Here is a 20,569-nt window from a genome sequence, read left to right as displayed (position 1 = left end):
GTTCAAAAACGGAATACCCAATAAATCGTAAAGGCGAGCAAAAACAAAGACAATGCGAATGCATTTTTTAACCACCGGGGGGTGTCCATACTATCCGGGCGCTTTCTGCGCGAGTTATAAATATGGTTTCGCCAGACCTCAGTAGCATCCGCAGAGCCTGAGAACCCCCCTTTTAACGCCATACAAATCCAGGAGGATAGTTTCTTATTGGGTAAATTTCTAGCCAGCTTAAATAATTCGTCCACACTTCTCGTCTGCGGCAGCTGTAAGGCTGCCTTTTTGAGCCCTTCTTCATTGAGCAAACGAAGACACAGCACAGCAAATGCGAAAAGATCGTAACCCTCATCGCTGATTCGACTGCCCGCATTCCAGAAACCACGATCATGCCATTCGGTAAACTGCTTCACACTACGACCAATAGGGCTTGTGCCCCCAAAGTCGATCAGTTCCACTTCACCGTATTTCGATACCATGACGTTCTCGGGCTTCAAATCACCGAACACAAATCCACATTCATGCAGTGTACGCAGCTTTTCAAGCAGACCAAGACCTACCAGGCCTAACCAATCGGGACCGTTTTTCGATAAAAAATGATGCAGCGGTTTGCCTTCAACATACCTCATCACATAGAAGGGGATATTATCCCCATTCGCAAAATCATCCGCTTCCAAAAAATAAGAAGACAATGGATTCTCACGACGAGCCCGATGTTCATTCCGCTTTCGTCGCGATTGCAGCGAGGTCAGTACATTGATCTCCGATTGAAGTTCAAGTGTATCGTATCCGATTTTTAGCGCGTACCTTTCCCGTCTGCCTTCTCTTTGCACAAGATATACGGTTCCGTTCGCGCCCCTTCCCAGCATCCGCTCAACGACATAACGGTTACCCCGCCATTTGCCGTTAATTAAGGTACCAGTAGGATAGGACGGATTAGACGACATACCCACCAATCATCCCTTCTCTTTCGTCGTGGTCATCGCTTAGTCGGCGTCCACGATGTTCATCCAGTGTATCATAACGATAATGTTCAAGCACCTTGAAAATAGCTGGGCCAGTCGGTGTTGCGCCTCTCATGTGTAATTTAGAGAATAGCGTACGAATACCTGACATGTCATGCGTCCAATCTAGATCAAGCTTGGCATCTTCACTGCTGTTATTTCCGGGAAAATGAAACACAGCGATCTCACTCTTGCCTTCCCGTGCTTCTAAACTGAGTGCCAAATCGCGGATTGCATCTTCCACAGCACCCAGTTTAGGCTTCATACTGGCACTGGCATCGATAAGAAGTGCAATGCGCAGCGGCGTTGTTTCTGTCAGTTCATCTACAACTGTAACAACCTGTGAACGTTGAACAGGAGGCAGCTGATCCAGTGAGCCGTCGCCTAGTATCTTTTTTACCTCTTTATTAACCGCCTGCTGGATCGTCTGAACCACGGTCTTGCGTGTCATCATCTGAATCGTCTGCGCCAGTTGTGGTGTTCCGACTATTCGGCTAAGGCCTCCCCCGGCCTTGGCAATGTCGGCAATCTCCCGGCTGCCGATTTCACCGATCGTACCATAATCAACTACACCGACCACATTTACGGTGATTCCCTCCTGCAGAGCATGCGCCGCTGCCAACACCGGACTTTCTCCTACATTCGAACAACCGTCAGTAATGAGCATAATTTGCTTCATAACCCTCAACTCCCCCTTTGTTTGAACCTCTGTTTCTAGCATATCCAGAAATGAGAGATTTCAAACGGTCGATGTTAAGTGAGGAGTCTAGATCAAAACAGAGGGGGTTAGTGAATAGGGGAACTACGAGAAATGTTTGGGCTTTCGATCGCTGTTGTCCTCAGATTCCTTGATTAGAACCGCCTCTCGCGGTTGGAATCCGAGGACAAAGGCGAACGCTCCGCTTCTACAGCTCCAAACTTTCTCTCCGTTCCATACCTTTACTAGTAAACAGTTTAGATCTACAGATTCCGTCCCAAGTCAGCCGACCATTGAAACGAGAATAGTAGAGGCCGGCGAGTTACACATCACGGACTCGCCTCGAATACCTCCATCAGCACGACACCTTACGCGTGCTACAAACCCACAAGCAACACGGCGCTTCGCGCGTGCCCCAAGCAGCACGATATCTTACGCGTGCCTTAAACTATACAAGCAGTACGACGCTTCGCGCGCACCCAACATTAAAACCTACTAAACCTAAAATAACTAACTTACCGTACGCGGGCGCTCCATACGGCCAATGCCCGGCATATGCAGACTGGACCATTCCGGATGGAAATGATCAAGACGGCTGACGACAATAGTCATGTCATCAAGGATCTCATTGCCCTGATAACGGATCACTTTCTCCAACAGGCTGTCCGCTAAATCTTGAGGATCATCACCCTCAAGCTCTTGGATCATCCGTTTCATCCATATCTCCTTATTAACGGCATATCCAGGCGCATCATAAATACCATCGGTCATCATAATTAAAATATCGCCGGGGCGAAGCTGCATACTGATTAAATCCACATCAATATCTTTAATGATTCCTATCGGCAGATTACTAGAGGTTATTGGAATGACCTCACTCCCCCTCCGGATAAAGCTTGGTGCAGAAGCAATCTTCATAAACGTTGTCTGCGCAGAATATTGATCGATTAAAGCCATGTCGACAGTAGCATAGAATTCATCAGGGGAGCGTAATAAAAGAATTGAGTTGACCGACTTTACAGCCAGCTTCTCATCCATTCCGGATTGCAGCAGCTTTTCTAACATGCCGAGTGCGGCACTGCTCTCCATCCTTGCCCGTTCACCATTCCCCATTCCATCACTGATGGAAACTGCAAAGGTGCCATTTCCAAGCTCTACGGTGCTGAAGCTATCGCCAGATAGCATATCTCCACCTTTAGAAACAACTGCCACACCCGTATTTACCTCAAAGGCTTTGGCTGAACCAAAGGTAACCATCGAGAGTCCTTCCCGGGGATGAACCGCCGTCTCACTCATGACAGCAATATTCTCATCCAGAATGTCGGAGAGGAGTGGGGCAATCATTTTACGGCATTCATCAAAACCGCGATTATAAGCGTGCACTACTTCTATTTCTACGCGTCCGGGGTCCAGACTTAAAATTTCAATGCCATGAATAGACAGTCCCAATTTCTCAAGAGCCTCGCGGATTTGCGCTTCCTGCCGATACATGGCCTGTCCCTCACGCTTAATTTCCTTGGCCAAGTCTTCCATAACCTGTGACACGCCGGACAGCTGCTCGGCAACAAATTGCCGACTATCGTATATTTGTCTTTTCCACCGCATATCATGTTGGTAGAGATCATATTGTCCCTTCATGACCTCAAGCACTTCACCGGTTTTGCCACAAATACGGCTCCATTCCGGTGGCAGCTGAGCAGCCGTAATATCAGGGCACTCCTCAACAGTTGTCATCATATCTGTCATGTATCTATATGTCTGATAGAATTTTGCATCCCAGCAGTGAGTACGGCGAATGCAGCCAGCGCAGGCTCCTTCTGTGACCGTATTCATAAAATCTTCCATTTCACGATCCGATTTGCCCACTTCTCCGGCACGTGGAATCTGACCAAAGCTACTGGAGAGCTGTTGGAATACCTGTGAGAATTGAGTGACCCGTTCTGCAGTCAGATCCCTGACCCTGCGGGCATATTCATGTTGAGATCGGCTATGATCTGACGTGCCCGGTACATATTTTGCAATCGCTGATATCATCGCCTTAGGTGTTATTAGAAACAGCACTACTGCTGCGCAGGTCTCCCATGTTGAGGCCATCATATCACCCGGACCCGTAAAATAGACGGAAAGGATCGTTGATCCTAGCAGCATGCCAATAGATACCGCACCCTTTCGCCCACCTTGCATCATTCCCGCTAGCATTCCGGAAAAAGCAAGCAGACTCATCTGATAGATAGCACTGATATCGGCTAGACTAAGGATCAACCCCGTCACCACCCCAACAGCTGCACCGAGGGGAGCGCCCCCTGCCATGGCAAAGAGCAGAATTAAATAACGAGACAATATATGCTCTAATGACAAACCATTAAGGGTCCATCCCACAAGGCCTGTCATTACGGAGGCTAACAGAATAATAAGGCATAAAACCTCCTCGTTCCTCAGCGATCTGCTCTTTTGTTTGTAAGTTAGTAGAGGAAGTGCCTGAATGAACACAAGAGTAAGTACAAACCCAAGTAAAGCATCCAGAGTTGTCATCATAAAGGGGTACCAGGAAAGAGAAGGTCCGAGAACAATCTTGAACAGGCCAACCATAAACGAGGATACGAATACCATAAGGGGTGCATAGGACAAATCTATTCGTTCGAAACTTTCAAGCCCTCTATAAACAAGAAAGAAGATAATCAGTTCAGCCGTAGTAACCAAGGCACCCGGAAACGGAGTGAAGAGACTTCCAGCTATAATAGCACCTGCTACAGGTAACATAGAGTCTCGACGCATAAACACAATGACGGCAAAATATGCGACAGCAAAAGGGGACAGCTCGTCCAGAATCATAGCTCTACCTAGCAGAAACCCCATAAAGCTTAACAGAAGCATCCACTTCTTCGCTGTTATAAGCTGAATATAACGCTGCTTCTGACCCCAAGCTATAATACGCGTGCCTAAGGCTTGTCTCTGCTTCTTATCTTCGCTTCCCACTCTTGTCCACTCTGGCAAATTCACCACATTGCTTTTACTCATTTCCCTACACCACCCGTTTAAGAATTTATGGTTCTCATTATATAGCGGGTCATTTGAGAAAGTTTGTCAGAAATGGAGGGACAGTCATAAGAAATTTCCGACAAAAAAGCCTTTGTTCATTATTCCTAAAAAAATAGAGCGATCCCTTGCGGCGCAGTAGTTTGCTTCTCCTCAAGCTTGATTCCAGTGCAGTTTTAGGCGCAAGCCTGGCGGTCATTCGCCAGCGATTGCCCTAGAGTTATGTGAAAATGACATGGATGCTGTCGGCAAGTTTATATGACACGACAAAAAAACCGCAAGGGCGAAATGCCCTTGCGGTTATTTATGATGTACAGGTATTGGATTATACGCGTTTGGCTCCACGGCCTCCGCGCTTTCCTTCTGTGTTCTTCTTAATCGAAGATATCCGTTCTTCGCTGTCTTTCAGGAATCGCGACATTTTATCCTCGAATGAAGGTTTACCGGCTGCAGGCTTAAATGGACGCCCACCCCGTTCACGATTGAATCCACCGCCGCCTCCACCACTGCCGCCACCGCCGCCGAAACGGTCTCCGCCGCTAGGACGTTCTGGTCTTGGAGCTCTAGGCGGACGTACTTCCGATGCTGGCTTGTCAACAGCCTGCTTAATGGAAAGTCCGATCTTGCCGTCCTTATCGACGTTGATCACCTTGACGGTTACTACATCACTAATCTTCAGATGATCGTTAACATCCTTGACGTAATTATCGGCGATTTCCGAGATGTGAACGAGACCTGTGACACCTCCTGACAGATCCACAAATGCTCCGAAATGCGTGATGCCTGTCACTTTGCCTTCTAACTTGGTGCCCACTTCAATTGCCATAGAATAAAATGATCCTCCCTTAAAAATATACAGACGAATATTAAGGTCATCCTGTCTGCGGTGATTTGATTATACAGTAAAGAGCAAAGCAAGGCAACAGAGTAAAAGCCTCTTTTAGCCAGTATTATTGCTCTGATTGCTCTGTTCGAATAGGAGTTTCCCCTTGAGGATAGATATTGTACCATTTACGCGCTAATTGGCCAATATACTCATCATCATTAAGTCTGGACACTTCATATTTCAGTTGATTCAAAGATGACGTGACACTCTCGCTAGTCTTTTGTTTCTTGGCGAGTTGCTCGCCCTTGTCCGCAATAACTGCACTTTGATTGAAGTAAGTATAACCCGCCCAGCCAAAAAATACTGCCACAAAGAGAATCCACATGAATCTTCTTCTCTTCGCGCCTGCGGCCGAATTTTTGCTAGGATTACTTTTCTCTTCCGCAGTGAATCTGTTCATGCAGCGTACCCCCTAATTCAAAGGTCAGCGTTTCCGCCATTTGGTAATCCATCCAGTGATCTTCACGATCCAGGCGCTATGCTTAAGCCGTGATAACCATGGAGAAATCCACCTTACAGGTAATACCCAAATTGGCTTCGTTAGACGCAGCAGAAGCTTAAGGATGAATAATAGAATACGACCTAGCAGCACTAGCAACCCTATAATAAGGCGCCAAAACCAGCGAAGAGGTTTACCTATCATAATCTCCATAAGTCTCCATAGCAATCTGCACATATACTGAACCGATTGAATTAACATTAACACAAAACGCCGCACCGTAACACTGAAGATCAAAAAATAGATCCATATTCCTAGAAATAAACCTAAAAAGACATAAAATCGCAATTGCCCCTGATTTCCGGCATAGAGCATTCTAAAAACAAACAAAGCAGCACAAAGCCAATACAGCAGGTCAAGCATGGCATTCAGCCATTTGGGAAAATTGAACTTGAGCGACAGCACCCGGTAGCTGTCATAGGCCAGTCCCATTGTCACCCCGGCCAATATCATGTAGAACAGCGTCAGCCACTGAACTGCAGGATTCATTTAAATAGCTTACCAAGTAGACCTTTATTTTTGCCCTGCGATCCGGGATCTAGATAAATCAGGGAATGTACATTGCCCTCCAAGGACAACAGTCCATTCTCCAGACTTAAATTTTTGATATGTAAATGATTCCCGCGAATGGTGAGATGGCCGAGTTCTGTACGAAGCAAAAATTCCTCGCTATCAAAGCTCTCCACATTTTGCACGCCCGTCAACTCTAGCTGTTTACGACTGCGCATGTGCAGATCATGCTGTTTATTTACCTTTCCTGGCTCGATCATAGCATGTACCCCTCCTTCTTACCTCTAATCTATGGCAGTAGAAGAAGTTATAGAACATTCCAATCCACTAAAATAAGAGAGACAAAAAGAAAAAAAGAAGGTGCAACTCTACAATATGTAAAGTTGCACCTTCTTATTTACTATTCATTATGTTACTCCTACCAGTCCAATCCGCTGCTTTTGGCAACAGGCTCTTCCCGAAGTAGAGTATACATACCAGCGGCTTCGTCCTTGCGCGTCGTTTCGACTAGCTTTTCGACTTTGACCGTTACAAGCTTTTGTCCAAATTGCACAGTAATCTCGTCACCGATCTTAACTGCACTACTTGGTTTAGATTCCCGCCCGTTAATCAGCACCCGGCCTTGTTCGGACACATCCTTGGCCACTGTCCGGCGCTTGATTAATCGGGACACTTTCAGGAATTTGTCAAGACGCATTAGTTAACGGCTTCTTTAAGCTTGTTACCAGCTTTGAATGCCGGTACAGTTGATTCTGGAATTTCAATCGTTGTGCCCGTTTGCGGGTTGCGACCAGTACGTCCTGCACGTTTACGAGTTTCGAATGTACCGAAACCGATCAGTTGGACTTTATCGCCTTTTGCCAAAGCTTCTGTGATCTCACCCAAGAATCCGTTCAATACTGCTTCTACATCTTTTTTTGCCAATCCGTTTTTCTCGGAAATGTTGTTTACCAAATCTGTCTTGTTCATAATTTAAAGTTCCTCCTAGGATACGAAAAAATAAATGAAACGAGATTCACCGCCATATTATGGGGCAAGTCGTCATTTCGTCTTTATGATATTCTTGATGTCATCTTAAAATCCTGCCACGAATCGTCGTTTTTTAAAAAAAGAAACAGTTATTTCTCAGAAATCGTCGCAGAATCTATTCTATAGCACTATTAAACTACTCGCCATAATCTAAATCAGAGATGAATGCTACTTTCACAGCATTGCCTCATCTTAAGGTCCGTATACCGTACATAGTCTGAGAAAATCACTATACTTTTCGTTCCTCAGTCTTTGCCTCCTGCCACAACTCTTCCATCTCTTCCAAGCTGCTATCCTCTACACTCACACCCTTGGCTCGCAAACTTTGCTCGATATACTGAAACCGACGCACAAATTTGCGGTTGGTCCGGGTTAAAGCTTCTTCCGGATCTGCACCAATAAATCGGGCAACATTGGTAACAGCAAATAATAGATCGCCCAGCTCCAGGATTTGATCCTCCGCGGCTGCGTCAGTATCGATGGCTTCTTGCAGCTCTTCTATTTCTTCACGAACCTTAGCTAAGCAATCCGTAGCGTTGTCCCAATCAAAGCCCACCTTGGATGCTTTTTTCTGAAGCTTGTACGCCTTCATAAGAGCAGGCAAATCACGCGGAACTCCACTGAGTACGGATAGTTCCTCGGGCTTTACGCCTTTCCGCCGCTTCTCCTCTGCCTTCATGCCCTCCCAATTGATCAGAGCTTCTTCAGCGTCATTCGCATTCTTGTCACCAAATACATGAGGATGGCGGAAGATAAGCTTATCATTCAGTCCTTCTATGACGTCAAATACGTTAAACGTGCCTAGCTCCTCTTCCATTTGGGAGTGCAGCATGATCTGCAGCAAAAGGTCGCCCAGCTCCTCTTTCATATGGTCTGGGTCATCCTCATCAATCGTCTCAAGCACTTCATAGGTTTCTTCGATTAGATTTTTACGTAAAGATTCATGAGTCTGCTCCCGATCCCACGGACAACCGTCCGGACTGCGCAAAATATCGACAATCTCATGCAAGCGAGCGAAAGTACGACTTCTTAGCTTCTCATCACGATTCGCAGGTACATAGACCAGAGACAAATTGCCATAACCCTCAAGCCGGTCCAATTCGTATAGAGGAACAGTCACAATGCTTTCTTCGTTCTCCACGCCAAGGGCATGACCCACCACCACTTCATATTCCGGCGGATACAGCTCCATCAGACATAACTTTGTCTCCGAAGCTGTAAAGCTGTCATAAACCTGGCCAATCAGAGTATGCAATTCAGGTTGAAGCTGAGCGCTGCGAATGCCTGAAGCATCTAATAACTGGAACCCTTCAATAGGGTCAAATCCCAGTCGTACAAACGCCTCGTCCAGAAAACTCTCCCCGCCTAATATTTGCAGTTCTATTCCTTCTTCCGGGCAACGCTGACGCAGCTGTGAAACAGCTGACTCTGCAACCATGGGATGCCCCGGAACCGCATAGACAATATCTGTACCGTCTGCGGCAGAGCGAGCCTCTTCAATCAATTTTGAAGTAATTGCCGTATAGACCTCAGGAAACGAAGATAATGTTTCATACAGTCCATCAAAGGATTGCGTGGCGATTTCAAGCTCGGTGAGAGCAGCCATGACTGGATGCTCTTGGGTACGAACGTAGACAACGGATGCTGCCTTCAGTTTTTTTATAATTCCTAGTGTCAGGCGATCGGGATTACCTGACCCGAGACCAACAACTGTTAATGTTGCACTCATATGTGTTCCTCCTTTTAAGCGAGTTAATTATGGAAATAACCGCAGCTTTTTGAACTTGTCCGCCAGAGACGGGCCGATGCCCGGAAGCTGGCGAAGTTCGCTTTCGCTGAGCAGCCGCAGCACCACCGCGCCTACGGCAAAGATAACGCAGCCTGCGAGCACCCCAAGCAGGCTCTGCGCCAAGCTGGCGGTGCGTCCGCCGCCGATGCCAGCGGCCGTAGCCGCGGCGCCAGTGCCCCAGCTGGCAGCTGCGGCGGCAAGAGCCAGGCCCGCTGTGAGCAGCGCGGGCCGTGCCAGGGCATCTGCGAGGCGAAGCCGCAGATGGCCCTGGCGGTACAGCAGCAGCACGTTAAGCGCTGCTGCGAACGAATGCGCGGCCACGCCAGCGATGGCCGCGCCGGTAATGCCCTGCTGCGGAACCAGCAGCAGGTTCAGGGCCGCCTTGAGCAGCGCGGCGGCCAAAAGGTGCAGGGCCGGGGCGCGCACGTAGCCGAGGCCCTGCAGGAGCGCAGCAGAGATGATGCTGACTGTACCGCCAACAGCGGTAAAAGCCAGCCAAGTCATTGTGCTGCTGCCAGCGGTATCGCCGTAAAGAGCCATATTAATCGGCTCAGCAAGCACTGCAAGGCCCGCTGAGGCCGCTAGACCTAACAGCCAGAACCAACGCAGCGACAAGCTGCAGCGGGTCTCAATCAGCTTCATATCTCCCTTGTACTTCGCTTCCGCCAAAGCGGGAATGAACACAACAGACAGTGAGGTGGCAATCATCGTTATAATCTGCACAAGTGGCAAACCCCGATTGTACACACCAAACTGGGCCATCGCAGCTACTTCACTTCCGTCAGACGACAGCAGTCGAGGCACAGTGAATACATCTACAAGACCGATAAGAGGCATAGCCAGTGCACCTAGCATTACGGGAATTCCATAAGCCAGCAGTGCACCTGCTTTAATGCCCATGAACCCTTGCTTGGAACCTAGTCCATGTCCTGCATCCAGCGCTCTTACACGCTGACTTTCGACAGCAGCAGCTACTTCAGCAGCAGCTTCCTGTTTTACCCTCCGGCGGTGACGTCTCAAGTACAGCAGCATAATTACAAGCCCTGCGGCTCCCCCTCCGGCAGAACCAAGCAGCGCGCCAGCAGCGATGCTCTCAGCTCCTGCTCCCTGCGAAGTGAGATATAAAAGAAGAACAATCATCACTGTAACCCGTACAGACTGCTCTACAATCTGTGACACGGCAGTAGGAACCATATTATGCAGCCCCTGAAAATACCCGCGTATGGCCGACATGACAGGGACAACTGCCAAACCCCAGGCGCTTGTCCGCAAGGCAGGCATTACATGTGAGTTACCTACCCATTCGGCAATGATGGGTGCACCTGCATAGGTGATGGCGCCGATAATCAAGCCGCTGATGCCTGTAATTAGCGCGGATAATAGTAGAATCCGGCGGCCTTCTTCATCGCGTCTCCCAGCCGAAGCTTCGGCGACAAATTTGGAGATCGCCGCAGGCAGACCTAGCATAGCTACTGTTAACAGCATCGTATACAAGGGATACACTGTGTTGTATATACCAAATACAGCATCTCCGCCTAGATTTTGCAGCGGAATTTTTTGGAGTGTGCCAATAAGCTTTGAGATAATGGCCGCGGCACTAAGGATAAATGCGCCTTGCAGCAATCGTGATGTTTGTGTACTGGATTTCATATAATACCTGCTTCTACAACTTTGATGGGATGAATTTCTATATTATAACTTATGTATGCCCACAAGTAGAAACGGTTTGTGTAAACGACAAAACCCCGTTTGCCCTTTGTATATCTTACCAAAAGGAAACCGGGGTCTAAATTAAGATTACTGCTCCATTTGTTTGCCCAGGAAAGCGGCAGCCGTTTCGGCCATTTTTATTTCCATTTGCGCCATCTTCGCCGAATCATCCTTGCTCACCATCACTACACAACCAATAGGATCTCCACCGGAAATGATCGGTGAGGCTACATATGAGGACACCAAATCCGGATGATCTTTAGCGATTTCATAACTGCCTTCATTGGTTTCTAACACAGTCTTACGGCTGTCCATGACTTTCTCCAACAGCACTCCCACCTGTTTCTCCAAATAATCTTTTTTGGAGCCGCCTGCAAGGGCAATGAAGGTGTCACGATCAGCAATCATCGTAATGTGCCCAGTACCTTCGAACAATGACTCCGCGTACTCTTTTGCAAAGTCACCCAACTCACCAATCGGAGAATATTTCTTGAGAATGACTTCACCGTCCCGATCGACGAATATTTCCAGTGGGTCTCCTTCTCTAATACGAAGAGTACGTCTAATTTCTTTGGGAATAACCACGCGTCCGAGGTCATCAATACGGCGAACAATTCCAGTAGCTTTCATTTCACATGTGCCCCGCTTTCTTAAGAAGTATGGTCTTACTACTGTCCATTATGGGAAAGGATAATCCCAGTGATTTATCGTAATATCTGACCATAGTATTCATCTCTTCCCAGATCCTTATACATAAGCTGACATGTATTAATATCTGCATCAAGATAAAGGTAGTTCTACAACCGTTTCTGCGAAATAAAAAGCCATCTTCACTTTAAGTGAAGATGGCTTTTCTAAGGTAAGCTTGTCCATATTTACCGATGTTTATTCAGCGGCATCTGTAGCACTTGGGGATGCGCTTGGAGCTGTAGTGGCTTCTGTTCCACTATTTGTTCCGGTTTCATCTGCGGAAGCAGAGCTTTTTGGCAGATTGATGTTCTCAATAATGCCTTCCAGATCCTTTTCCATGAACGTTTCTAGGTTCTTGGATACAATTGAGCTCTTAATGCCTTCTTTTTGCTCATCCGTTAACTGGTCGAAAGTCTTGTCTGTACGGGACTCCACCTTGATGATGTGGTAACCGTAAGAAGTTTCTACAGGATCACTGATGGTATTTAGAGGCAAGGTCTGTGCAGCCTTCTTAAATTCATCCACATAAGTGCCTACAGCTTTATCTTTATATTCTCCGCCTGCCTCTTTAGAGCCAGTATCGTCAGAATATTCCTTAGCGATGGCTGCGAAATCAGCACCGCCATCCAGCTTCGCCTTAACTTCTTTCGCTATTTTAAGCGCTTCTTCGCTGGTACGCTCTTTGTTGTCTGCATCTGTCAGACCAATTAGCACATGACGCAGTGTGGCAACCGTAAAGTCGCCTTTAGTCGCTTCGAATTCTTTGACAACTTGATCATCAGTCACTTTAAGCAGCATATCCTGATAAACTGACAGCACACGCTCCATATAAGTACGAATATCTTTCTCTGTAACGTCAGCATCTTTCAGTGTCTTCTTATAGGTATCGCCCAATTGTTCCTTAATGCTTGCAATTTGAGTATCGGCTTCTTTCTCCGCTTGCTTTTTCGCTTCATCCGTTGCTTGGGAAGCCAAATATTCAAAGCCCACTTCTTGCTTCAGAATGGACTCCTTAAACGCATCAATCTCTAAATATTGCGCTTGTTGTGGAGATAGGAATTTCATGATTTTTTGATCCATTGCAAATTCCTTTTGTGTAATCGTTCCACCTTTATAAGTGGCTACAGCTTGATTATCATCAGCACTATTTCCACATGCTGCTAGCATAGAAAAGGAAACTGCCGCTGCCAATGAAACGAGCAGCACTTTCCATGATTTTGTTTTATTTAACGACATTGTGTAGTTCTCCCTTCGATTTAAAAGACTGTTTAGCTTCCTTAAGAAACTGTTCAAGCAAGTCAAGCAGATGTTTATCACTTAAATCTTTCGATTTGACCCGGATACTGGCTTTCGCATCCCTATCAAATTGTACACGTCTTTCGAAGCTATTTCCAACTTTGGCGAGTTTCGCTGTGTCTAAAGCGCCGAGACTTCCCTCATAGAAATTCAAGGTAACATCATCTCCGCGTCTAATCATGGAATCAATTCCATACATTTTTCCATACACTTTCAAACGAGCAACCGATAGTAGATTCACCACGGCTTCAGGTAACTCACCGAACCGATCCAAGAGCTCATCTTCAAGCTCGGAAGCATCATCGAAGGAGGTTACTGCCGCAACTTTTTTATAAATTTCAATTTTTTGGATACTGTCGTAAATATACTCTGACGGCAGATACGCGTCAATCGACAAATCAATGACTGTATTGCCTTCTTTCAGGGATGTATCTTCCTCCCCAAGCACAGTAACCTTACGCTTACGAATTTCCTCCGCCAGCATTTGTGAGTACAGATCAAACCCCACGGATGCGATAAAGCCATGCTGCTCTGCACCCAGCAAGTTGCCTGCACCGCGAATAGACAGATCTCGCATCGCTATTTTGAAACCAGAGCCCAGCTCCGTAAATTCCTTAATAGACTGCAGACGTTTCTCTGCAACCTCTGTCAGAACCTTGTCCCGTTGATACGTGAAATAAGCGTAAGCGATCCGATTGGACCGGCCTACACGTCCACGCAGCTGATAGAGCTGAGACAAGCCCATTTTATCCGCATCATGCACAATAAGTGTATTAACGTTCGGAATATCTACGCCCGTCTCAATAATACTTGTGCTGACGAGCACATCGTATTCTCCGTCAAGGAAATCGAGAATGGTCTTCTCCAACTCAGATTCCGACATTTGACCATGTCCGATGCCAACTCTAGCCTCAGGAACAAGCATAGAGATTTGAGCAGCCATTTCTTGAATGCCCTGCACACGATTATAGAGATAATAGACTTGACCACCACGAGCTAATTCCCGCTCTACAGCTTCCCGCGTAAGGGTCTGGCTATGCTCCACTACATACGTCTGTACAGGGAATCTGTTCTCTGGCGGGGTCTCAATGACAGACAGATCCCGCACTCCGAGCATCGACATATGTAGCGTACGAGGAATTGGAGTTGCAGTCAGCGTAAGAACGTCTACATTCGTTTTCAGCTTTTTCAGCTTTTCTTTATGAGTTACGCCGAAACGCTGTTCTTCATCCACAATTAATAGCCCCAGATCCTTGAATACAAGGTCCTGAGATAACAGACGATGTGTACCGATAACTACGTCGACAGTTCCTGCCCTAACGCCTTTAATCGTCTCGTTCTGCTCTTTACGGCTGCGGAAACGACTTAAGACCTGAATATTAAGCGGGTAATTAGCGAAACGTTCCCGGAAGGTCTCATAATGCTGTTGAGCCAAAATCGTTGTCGGGACTAGCACCGCCACCTGTTTACCTTCAATCGCTGATTTAAAAGCCGCCCGAATAGCCACTTCAGTCTTACCATATCCAACATCACCGCAAAGCAATCGGTCCATTGGCCGGTTTTGTTCCATATCCTTCTTAATCTCTTCGATAGCCCGAAGCTGATCTCGGGTCTCTTCGTAAGGGAACATTTCTTCAAATTCATGCTGTTCCTGTGTATCCTTTTCAAAACCATATCCTGCGGCACTTTGGCGCTCAGCATATAGTTTTATCAAATCATCAGCAATATTCTGAACGGAGGAACGAACCTTATTGGTGACTCGTGTCCATTCATTGCCGCCTAGCTTATATACTTTCGGCTCTTTATCTTCGGAACCGACATATTTCTGAATCAGGTCAATCTGCTCAATCGGAACTGAGAGCTTATCGCCGCCAGCATACAGAATATGCATGTAATCACGGTGAATACCGCTGACCTCAAGCGTGCCGATTCCCATATATTTTCCGATACCATGGTTCTGGTGGACGACATAATCACCGATTTTCAGCTCTGTGTAACTCTTGATCCGTTCAGCATTATCTATTCCTTTGGAAATCTTCCGTGCCTTCCGCTGCTTCTGAGAGAACATTTCCCCCTCAGTTATAACTGCTAGATGAATAGAGGGCAGCTCAAAACCAGAACCCAGATTTCCTTGTACAATCATCGGCTCGTTAATGCCGTAATCATAAAGAACTCTGCGCACTCGTTCAATCCGTTCCTCACTGCTCGCAAGCATCATTACCTTAACACCGGACTTCTGCCAACGCTCCATCTCCGATTTCAGCACATTCATCTGGCCATGGAAATCCTGCATTCCACGACTGATAAATCCAAGAATGTTCTGAGGCTGAATATGCGGAACCTGACGTAAAAAGATTGACATAAACAGACTTTGGAACGGGCGCTGATACATAACAACATCCGTATCGACAGAGAGATCTAGATCCGGTAAAGATTTGCCGTTTTGCAGCAAATGCAGGTTCCATTCCGATTCATCTCGTTCAAGCTGTCTCGCCGTTTCGAGCAGTCTTGTCGGCTCATCTAGAATAAGAATGGTATCCTGGGCCATGTAATCAAATAAATGAGAGCGTTCAGGATATAAAAGACTGATATATTTATAGATCTCCGGGAAATAAGTACCTTCCCGCAGCATTTCCAGCTCACGGCCAATTTCTTCCCGCAGCCTGAGCTTCGCCTGGCGATCCGCCATCTTCTCCAACTGTCGCTCCATCATAGCTGAGGCTTCAGCAGAAGCAGATTCCTGGCGCAATCTACTAGCTATAATCTCTTTAGCCGGTGTAATCTTCACACTACGTACCTTATCAATAGAACGCTGATCCACTGGATCAAAAGTTCTTATGGAATCAACCTCATCGTCAAATAACTCAACCCGATAAGCCAAAGGAGATGTCATTGGATAAAAATCAATTATTCCACCCCGTACGCTCAGTTCACCACGATTTTCAACCCGCTCTACTCTTTCATAGCCCATTTCAATCATGGACATCAAAAATTCATCCAGAGCAAGCGTTCCATCTTGGGAAACGGTGACTTGTGCCTCTGCCATAACCTCTGGGGCTGGCAGCAATCTACGCACTCCTGAGTAAGGAACTACAACAATACCACGGAAGCCCTGAGCACATTTGGTCAGCACATCTATACGCTGAGCCAGTGTCTCTGGGCTTGATACAGCCGCTTCTGCAGCCACTAGTTCATTGGCGGGATAGAGCAGAACCCGGTCAGGAGAAAGCGCTTCCTGCAAATCATCGGCCATCTTCTGGGCCGAAAACATATTATGAGTCACTACAAGTAAGGGACGAGTTGTCTCTTCATGTAATGCTGCAAGCATAATCTGTCTAGCAGAACCTGTAAGCCCCGATATGAGCTGCTCTTTCATACCTGCAGCAACACCATGGGTGATAGACTGGAAATCGGGATCCTTGGAAAAAGCTTCTATAAGACCTTGTAACAACAGGCGCACCTCTCTTACTAAACAGGCTAACGGTGGCATAACCACCGTCACCTATTATGATTGGAATCGAAAAGAAGCCTCAGCTGTAACGCCAAGGCTTGCGGATGACGATAGAGACAGGCGCTTCCACCTTACTGAAGCGGACTTGTCAGCAGGCTAAGCTCCGGATTGTTCTCTAAAGCCTCCTTGCAATAGTCGCAAGTAACCTTTACCGTGATTTCACCTTCTGAATTATACGCTATTATATCTCTGCGCTCCGCAGGGGTCAAGGAATGAAGGCCCAACTGCATTTCTGTAACATCACTTCTATTAATACTGCCTAGAGATGTCTTACAGTGCCTACAAACATAGTTTATTGCCATCTATATGCCTCCTGAAGGTACTATATACCTTCAGTATGTCCGGGCAGCTTCATCTTTAGCCTTAAAAACAACAGGGTTTACAGATTAACCATTGAACTTAGCCATCGTCTGCTCGAATGAATGCTGTAAGCTGTATTCCAGTGCATCACAAGTATTAAGGATCATTTGCTTAAGCGGATCGCTTTCCTTCTTAGGAAAAGTAGAAAGTACATAATCGACAATAGCAAAACCTGGCTCAGGACGAGAAATACCCATTCGTACCCGATTGAAATTCTGTGTTCCTACATGCTGGATGATGGATTTAATTCCATTATGTCCACCAGCGCTTCCTTGATAACGCAAACGGATTTTTCCGATTTCTGTATCCAAATCATCATAAACGACGATCATATCTTCAAGTTGAACTTTGTAATAATCCATATAAGCGCGAACGGCTTCACCGGACAAGTTCATAAAGGTCATGGGCTTAATCAATACGGTTTTGACGCCACCAATGACCCCTTCACCGATGACGGATTTACATTTGCTCTGGTTGAAGGCAATTCCGTTCTGGGCGGCAAGCTCATCCAAAGCCATAAAGCCAACATTATGCCTTGTTTTCGCGTACTGTGTTCCGGGATTTCCCAATCCGACAATCCATTTCATTATCGAACCTTTCCTTTCCATTCGGGCTCTCCGGCAAGAGGAGTCCGTTTTTGGTACAATAGATCTAATCTACATATCTCTGTGCAACCAGAGCGAAATTATACTCCGAAGACAGGTGATAACCCATGCCGCACAAAGGCGAATTATTGACACATCAACGCCATTTTCAGTACCACATCCAATATGCTGTGCCCGTGGAAATATATAAGGGCGACGTGCATATTGATGTCGGTGTATTAACAGCGGTAGACGAAGCTTTCGTGGAGCTACAAGGGACACTCTATAACCGCAGTTTATTCACCTTTGTCTCCCGCCCCGGATATTGAATCCAGTAGTTCTACCTGTAGCACGCCGATAAGGGTTACATCTCCGAGAACGGAGGTGTAACCCTTTTGTACTATTCATTCGTTATATTTATTCAATCTCGAACAATTTACTAATCGACAACTCTTCATGAACGCGGATAATTGCCTCACCCATAAGTGGAGCCACGGACAACACCTTGAGCTTAGAGGTTGGATTCGCGCTGCGAATTGGAATGGTATCCGTCACGATAATTTCTTTGATTGGAGAATTCTCCAGACGCTCGTGTGCAGGACCAGACAATACTGGGTGTGTACAGCATGCGTATACTTCCTTCACGCCGCCTTCCATCAAAGCATTAGCACCAAGTACGATAGTTCCAGCGGTATCGATGATATCATCGATCAGGATGGCTGTTTTGCCTTCGATATTACCGATGATGTTCATAACTTCGCTGACGTTAGGTTCTGGACGACGCTTGTCTATAATAGCCAGCGGAGCGTTCAGGAAATCAGCAAGCTTTCTTGCACGTACTACCCCGCCATGATCCGGCGATACGACAACTGGGTTCTCGATTTGCTTGGAACGGAAATACTGAGCCAGAATCGGTACACCAAGCAAGTGATCCACTGGAATATCGAAGAATCCTTGAATCTGCATGGCATGAAGATCCATCGTGATTACACGGTGAGCGCCAGCCTTTTCAATTAGATTCGCTACCAGCTTAGCGGTAATGGGGTCACGGGAACGGGCTTTACGATCTTGACGGGCATATCCGTAGTAAGGGATAACCACGTTGATGCTTTTTGCAGAGGCACGTTTAAGCGCATCTACCATAACCAAAAGCTCCATCAGGTTATCATTTACAGGGCCACAAGTGGATTGAACAATATAAACATGACATCCCCGAACGCTTTCTGACAGCTTGACCTGAATTTCTCCATCGCTGAAACTTGTGGTGTGTGATTCACCCATCGGAATCCCGATGTAATCAGCAATTTGACTAGCTAGCTTAGGATTGGAGTTACAGGTGAAAATCTTTAACTTGGAATCACAATAAGTCATAAAATATAAACCCTCCGTGACGGAATTTAGCTTTCCAAAGGCGCCGGCGCGGAAATATAAGTCCGTCCGGCGCTTCTTAGCAACGCTTTACGATGGACTCGAGTGGTCTTTCTTCGCTTTAGCACGGGAACGGATCTTCTCTGCATATCCCGGTTTGTTCTCTTGTCTTACTCTAGCTACAGCCAGATCGTTCTCGGAAACGGAACGTGTAATTGTCGAACCTGCTACAACAAAAGCCCCTTTACCCACAGTGACTGGAGCAATAAGATTAACATTACTGCCAATAAAGGCATCGTCTGCGATTGTTGTCTTGAATTTATTATACCCGTCGTAGTTAACGGTAATCGCACCGCACCCGACGTTTACATTCTTACCTACAGATGCGTCGCCGACATAACTAAGATGTGACACTTTTGAACCGTCACCAATAGTAGCATTCTTGATCTCGACGAAATCTCCAACCTTAACTTCTTCTCCAAGCACAGAGCCTGGACGCAAATAGGCAAAAGGCCCAACGGTTGTCCGTGCGCCGACTTGAGCTTGATTCAATACGGACTGCTTAATCGTCGCATCATCCATAATCTGACAGTCTTCGATTTCACTAGCCGGTCCGATCACACAATTGTCCCCGATTACAGTCTTCCCTTTCAGGATGGTTCCTGGATAAAGCGTTGTATCTGATCCGATAACTACATCTGCTCCGATATAAGTGGAGGCTGGATCAATGATGGTTACACCACCGAGCATGTGTTTACGATTAATACGTTGACGCATAAAGGCTTCCGCTTCAGACAAAGCTAAACGATCATTAACGCCGATAGACTCAGCTGCGTCATGGGTCTGATATCCTAGTACGGTATCCCCTTGTGAACGAAGAATCCCAATCACATCAGTCAAATAATACTCCTGCTGGTTATTACTGTTCGTTACCTTTTCGAGTGCAGCAAATAATTTAGCATTATCAAAACAATAAGTGCCTGTATTGATTTCCTGAACCGCATCTTCTTCCGTAGTGCAATCCTTCTGCTCTACAATCTTCAGAACGCCGCCATCTTCACCACGAATAATTCTTCCGTAGCCTGTAGGCTTTTCCATAACTGCTGTCAATACGGTTGCAGCCGCATTACGCTGTTCATGAAGCGCCATGAGTCCTTCCAGGGTCTCCGTGGTTACGAGTGGTGTGTCTCCACAAATAACTATAGTTGTTCCTTCTTCGCCAGCAAGTAAATCCTTTGCTTGTTTGACAGCATGGCCAGTGCCGAGCTGAGTTTCCTGCAGAACGTATTCCGCTCCATCACCTACATAGGCCTTAACTTTCTCTGCGCCATGCCCAACAACAACAACGGTGCGCTGGCATCCGGTCGCTTTTACTGTATCAAGCACGTGCCCTACCATCGGCTTACCGCAAACGGGGTGCAGCACCTTATATAATTTAGATTTCATTCGCTTGCCTTGACCTGCGGCAAGTACTACAGCCATTCTTTTCAAGAATGCCAACCTCCTACTCTTGAACTCACTACTGAATATATCTCATTCCGGGCAAAAAGAAAAGAGAACCATGAAGTCATGGTTCTCTTTTCTATAAACCCCAAGTTAGAAAAGC

At 46.6% G+C, this 20,569-nt stretch carries 19 protein-coding genes; 1 reads left to right on the top strand and 18 read right to left on the bottom strand.

Features of this window, described 5'->3' with window-relative positions:
* Positions 1 to 2 precede the first annotated feature (2 nt).
* The 16 genes from NYE35_RS00325 to pth all read right to left on the bottom strand — a co-directional run bounded on the left by NYE35_RS00325 (position 3) and on the right by pth (position 17,598).
* Positions 3 to 941 carry a serine/threonine protein kinase gene (locus NYE35_RS00325; RefSeq protein ID WP_036678862.1) on the bottom strand — a complete coding sequence of 313 codons (939 nt, stop codon included), beginning with the start codon at positions 939 to 941 and terminating at the stop codon, positions 3 to 5.
* Positions 931 to 1,677 (bottom strand): VWA domain-containing protein, encoded by a 747-nt coding sequence (locus NYE35_RS00320; protein WP_038568031.1) that lies wholly within the window; start codon positions 1,675 to 1,677, stop codon positions 931 to 933. The genes NYE35_RS00325 and NYE35_RS00320 overlap by 11 nt, the downstream gene beginning before the upstream one ends.
* Positions 1,678 to 2,205: 528 nt before the next feature.
* Complete coding sequence (gene spoIIE, locus NYE35_RS00315; RefSeq protein ID WP_076105840.1) at positions 2,206 to 4,713, bottom strand: stage II sporulation protein E; 2,508 nt, start codon at positions 4,711 to 4,713, stop codon at positions 2,206 to 2,208.
* A gap of 343 nt (positions 4,714 to 5,056) precedes the next feature.
* On the bottom strand, positions 5,057 to 5,557 hold the full coding sequence (locus NYE35_RS00310) for a S1 domain-containing RNA-binding protein (RefSeq protein ID WP_036678766.1): 501 nt from the start codon (positions 5,555 to 5,557) through the stop codon (positions 5,057 to 5,059).
* Positions 5,558 to 5,681: 124 nt separating this feature from the next.
* The gene (locus NYE35_RS00305) at positions 5,682 to 6,017 is read right to left on the bottom strand and encodes an FtsB family cell division protein (protein WP_036678769.1); all 336 of its coding nucleotides are present in this window, start codon (positions 6,015 to 6,017) and stop codon (positions 5,682 to 5,684) included.
* Between the two features lie 24 nt (positions 6,018 to 6,041).
* Positions 6,042 to 6,605, bottom strand: coding sequence for a spore cortex biosynthesis protein YabQ (gene yabQ, locus NYE35_RS00300; protein WP_076296959.1), 564 nt, complete (start codon positions 6,603 to 6,605; stop codon positions 6,042 to 6,044).
* Positions 6,602 to 6,886, bottom strand: coding sequence for a sporulation protein YabP (yabP, locus tag NYE35_RS00295; RefSeq protein ID WP_036678773.1), 285 nt, complete (start codon positions 6,884 to 6,886; stop codon positions 6,602 to 6,604). The genes yabQ and yabP overlap by 4 nt, the downstream gene beginning before the upstream one ends.
* 158 nt (positions 6,887 to 7,044) lie before the next feature.
* A complete protein-coding gene (locus NYE35_RS00290) occupies positions 7,045 to 7,323 on the bottom strand; it encodes an RNA-binding S4 domain-containing protein (protein WP_036678775.1) in 279 nt (92 codons plus the stop codon).
* Positions 7,323 to 7,595 carry an HU family DNA-binding protein gene (locus NYE35_RS00285; RefSeq protein WP_036678778.1) on the bottom strand — a complete coding sequence of 91 codons (273 nt, stop codon included), beginning with the start codon at positions 7,593 to 7,595 and terminating at the stop codon, positions 7,323 to 7,325. The genes NYE35_RS00290 and NYE35_RS00285 overlap by 1 nt, the downstream gene beginning before the upstream one ends.
* A 289-nt stretch (positions 7,596 to 7,884) precedes the next feature.
* The gene (gene mazG, locus NYE35_RS00280) at positions 7,885 to 9,384 is read right to left on the bottom strand and encodes a nucleoside triphosphate pyrophosphohydrolase (RefSeq protein WP_038568022.1); all 1,500 of its coding nucleotides are present in this window, start codon (positions 9,382 to 9,384) and stop codon (positions 7,885 to 7,887) included.
* A gap of 27 nt (positions 9,385 to 9,411) precedes the next feature.
* Entirely contained in the window at positions 9,412 to 11,094 is a 1,683-nt protein-coding gene (locus NYE35_RS00275; RefSeq protein WP_341119876.1) for a putative polysaccharide biosynthesis protein, read from the bottom strand.
* Positions 11,095 to 11,241: 147 nt separating this feature from the next.
* Positions 11,242 to 11,784: a stage V sporulation protein T gene (gene spoVT / locus NYE35_RS00270; RefSeq protein ID WP_036678783.1), complete on the bottom strand. Its 543-nt coding sequence runs from the start codon at positions 11,782 to 11,784 to the stop codon at positions 11,242 to 11,244.
* Positions 11,785 to 12,039: 255 nt separating this feature from the next.
* Positions 12,040 to 13,080, bottom strand: a complete 1,041-nt coding sequence (locus NYE35_RS00265) for a peptidylprolyl isomerase (protein ID WP_036678785.1) — start codon at positions 13,078 to 13,080, stop codon at positions 12,040 to 12,042.
* Complete coding sequence (gene mfd / locus NYE35_RS00260) at positions 13,067 to 16,591, bottom strand: transcription-repair coupling factor (RefSeq protein ID WP_341122413.1); 3,525 nt, start codon at positions 16,589 to 16,591, stop codon at positions 13,067 to 13,069. The genes NYE35_RS00265 and mfd overlap by 14 nt, the downstream gene beginning before the upstream one ends.
* A gap of 131 nt (positions 16,592 to 16,722) precedes the next feature.
* Positions 16,723 to 16,953 (bottom strand): anti-sigma-F factor Fin family protein, encoded by a 231-nt coding sequence (locus tag NYE35_RS00255; RefSeq protein ID WP_036678789.1) that lies wholly within the window; start codon positions 16,951 to 16,953, stop codon positions 16,723 to 16,725.
* A gap of 84 nt (positions 16,954 to 17,037) precedes the next feature.
* Positions 17,038 to 17,598, bottom strand: a complete 561-nt coding sequence (gene pth / locus NYE35_RS00250) for an aminoacyl-tRNA hydrolase (protein ID WP_036678864.1) — start codon at positions 17,596 to 17,598, stop codon at positions 17,038 to 17,040.
* Positions 17,599 to 17,723: 125 nt separating this feature from the next.
* Between pth and NYE35_RS00245 the strand changes: the two genes are divergently transcribed.
* Entirely contained in the window at positions 17,724 to 17,924 is a 201-nt protein-coding gene (locus tag NYE35_RS00245; RefSeq protein WP_341119875.1) for a hypothetical protein, read from the top strand.
* Positions 17,925 to 18,012: 88 nt separating this feature from the next.
* On the opposite strand, the gene NYE35_RS00240 is transcribed toward NYE35_RS00245, so the two are convergent.
* Positions 18,013 to 18,966: a ribose-phosphate diphosphokinase gene (locus tag NYE35_RS00240; protein WP_036678796.1), complete on the bottom strand. Its 954-nt coding sequence runs from the start codon at positions 18,964 to 18,966 to the stop codon at positions 18,013 to 18,015.
* Positions 18,967 to 19,053: 87 nt separating this feature from the next.
* The gene (glmU, locus tag NYE35_RS00235; RefSeq protein ID WP_036678799.1) at positions 19,054 to 20,454 is read right to left on the bottom strand and encodes a bifunctional UDP-N-acetylglucosamine diphosphorylase/glucosamine-1-phosphate N-acetyltransferase GlmU; all 1,401 of its coding nucleotides are present in this window, start codon (positions 20,452 to 20,454) and stop codon (positions 19,054 to 19,056) included.
* Positions 20,455 to 20,569: the final 115 nt, after the last annotated feature.

This window comes from Paenibacillus sp. FSL L8-0494 (genome assembly GCF_038003695.1).
Lineage (GTDB): Bacteria > Bacillota > Bacilli > Paenibacillales > Paenibacillaceae > Paenibacillus_AQ > Paenibacillus_AQ odorifer.
Note: the sequence above shows the minus strand (reverse complement) of the source record. Positions and strands in the feature narration are given on the sequence as shown.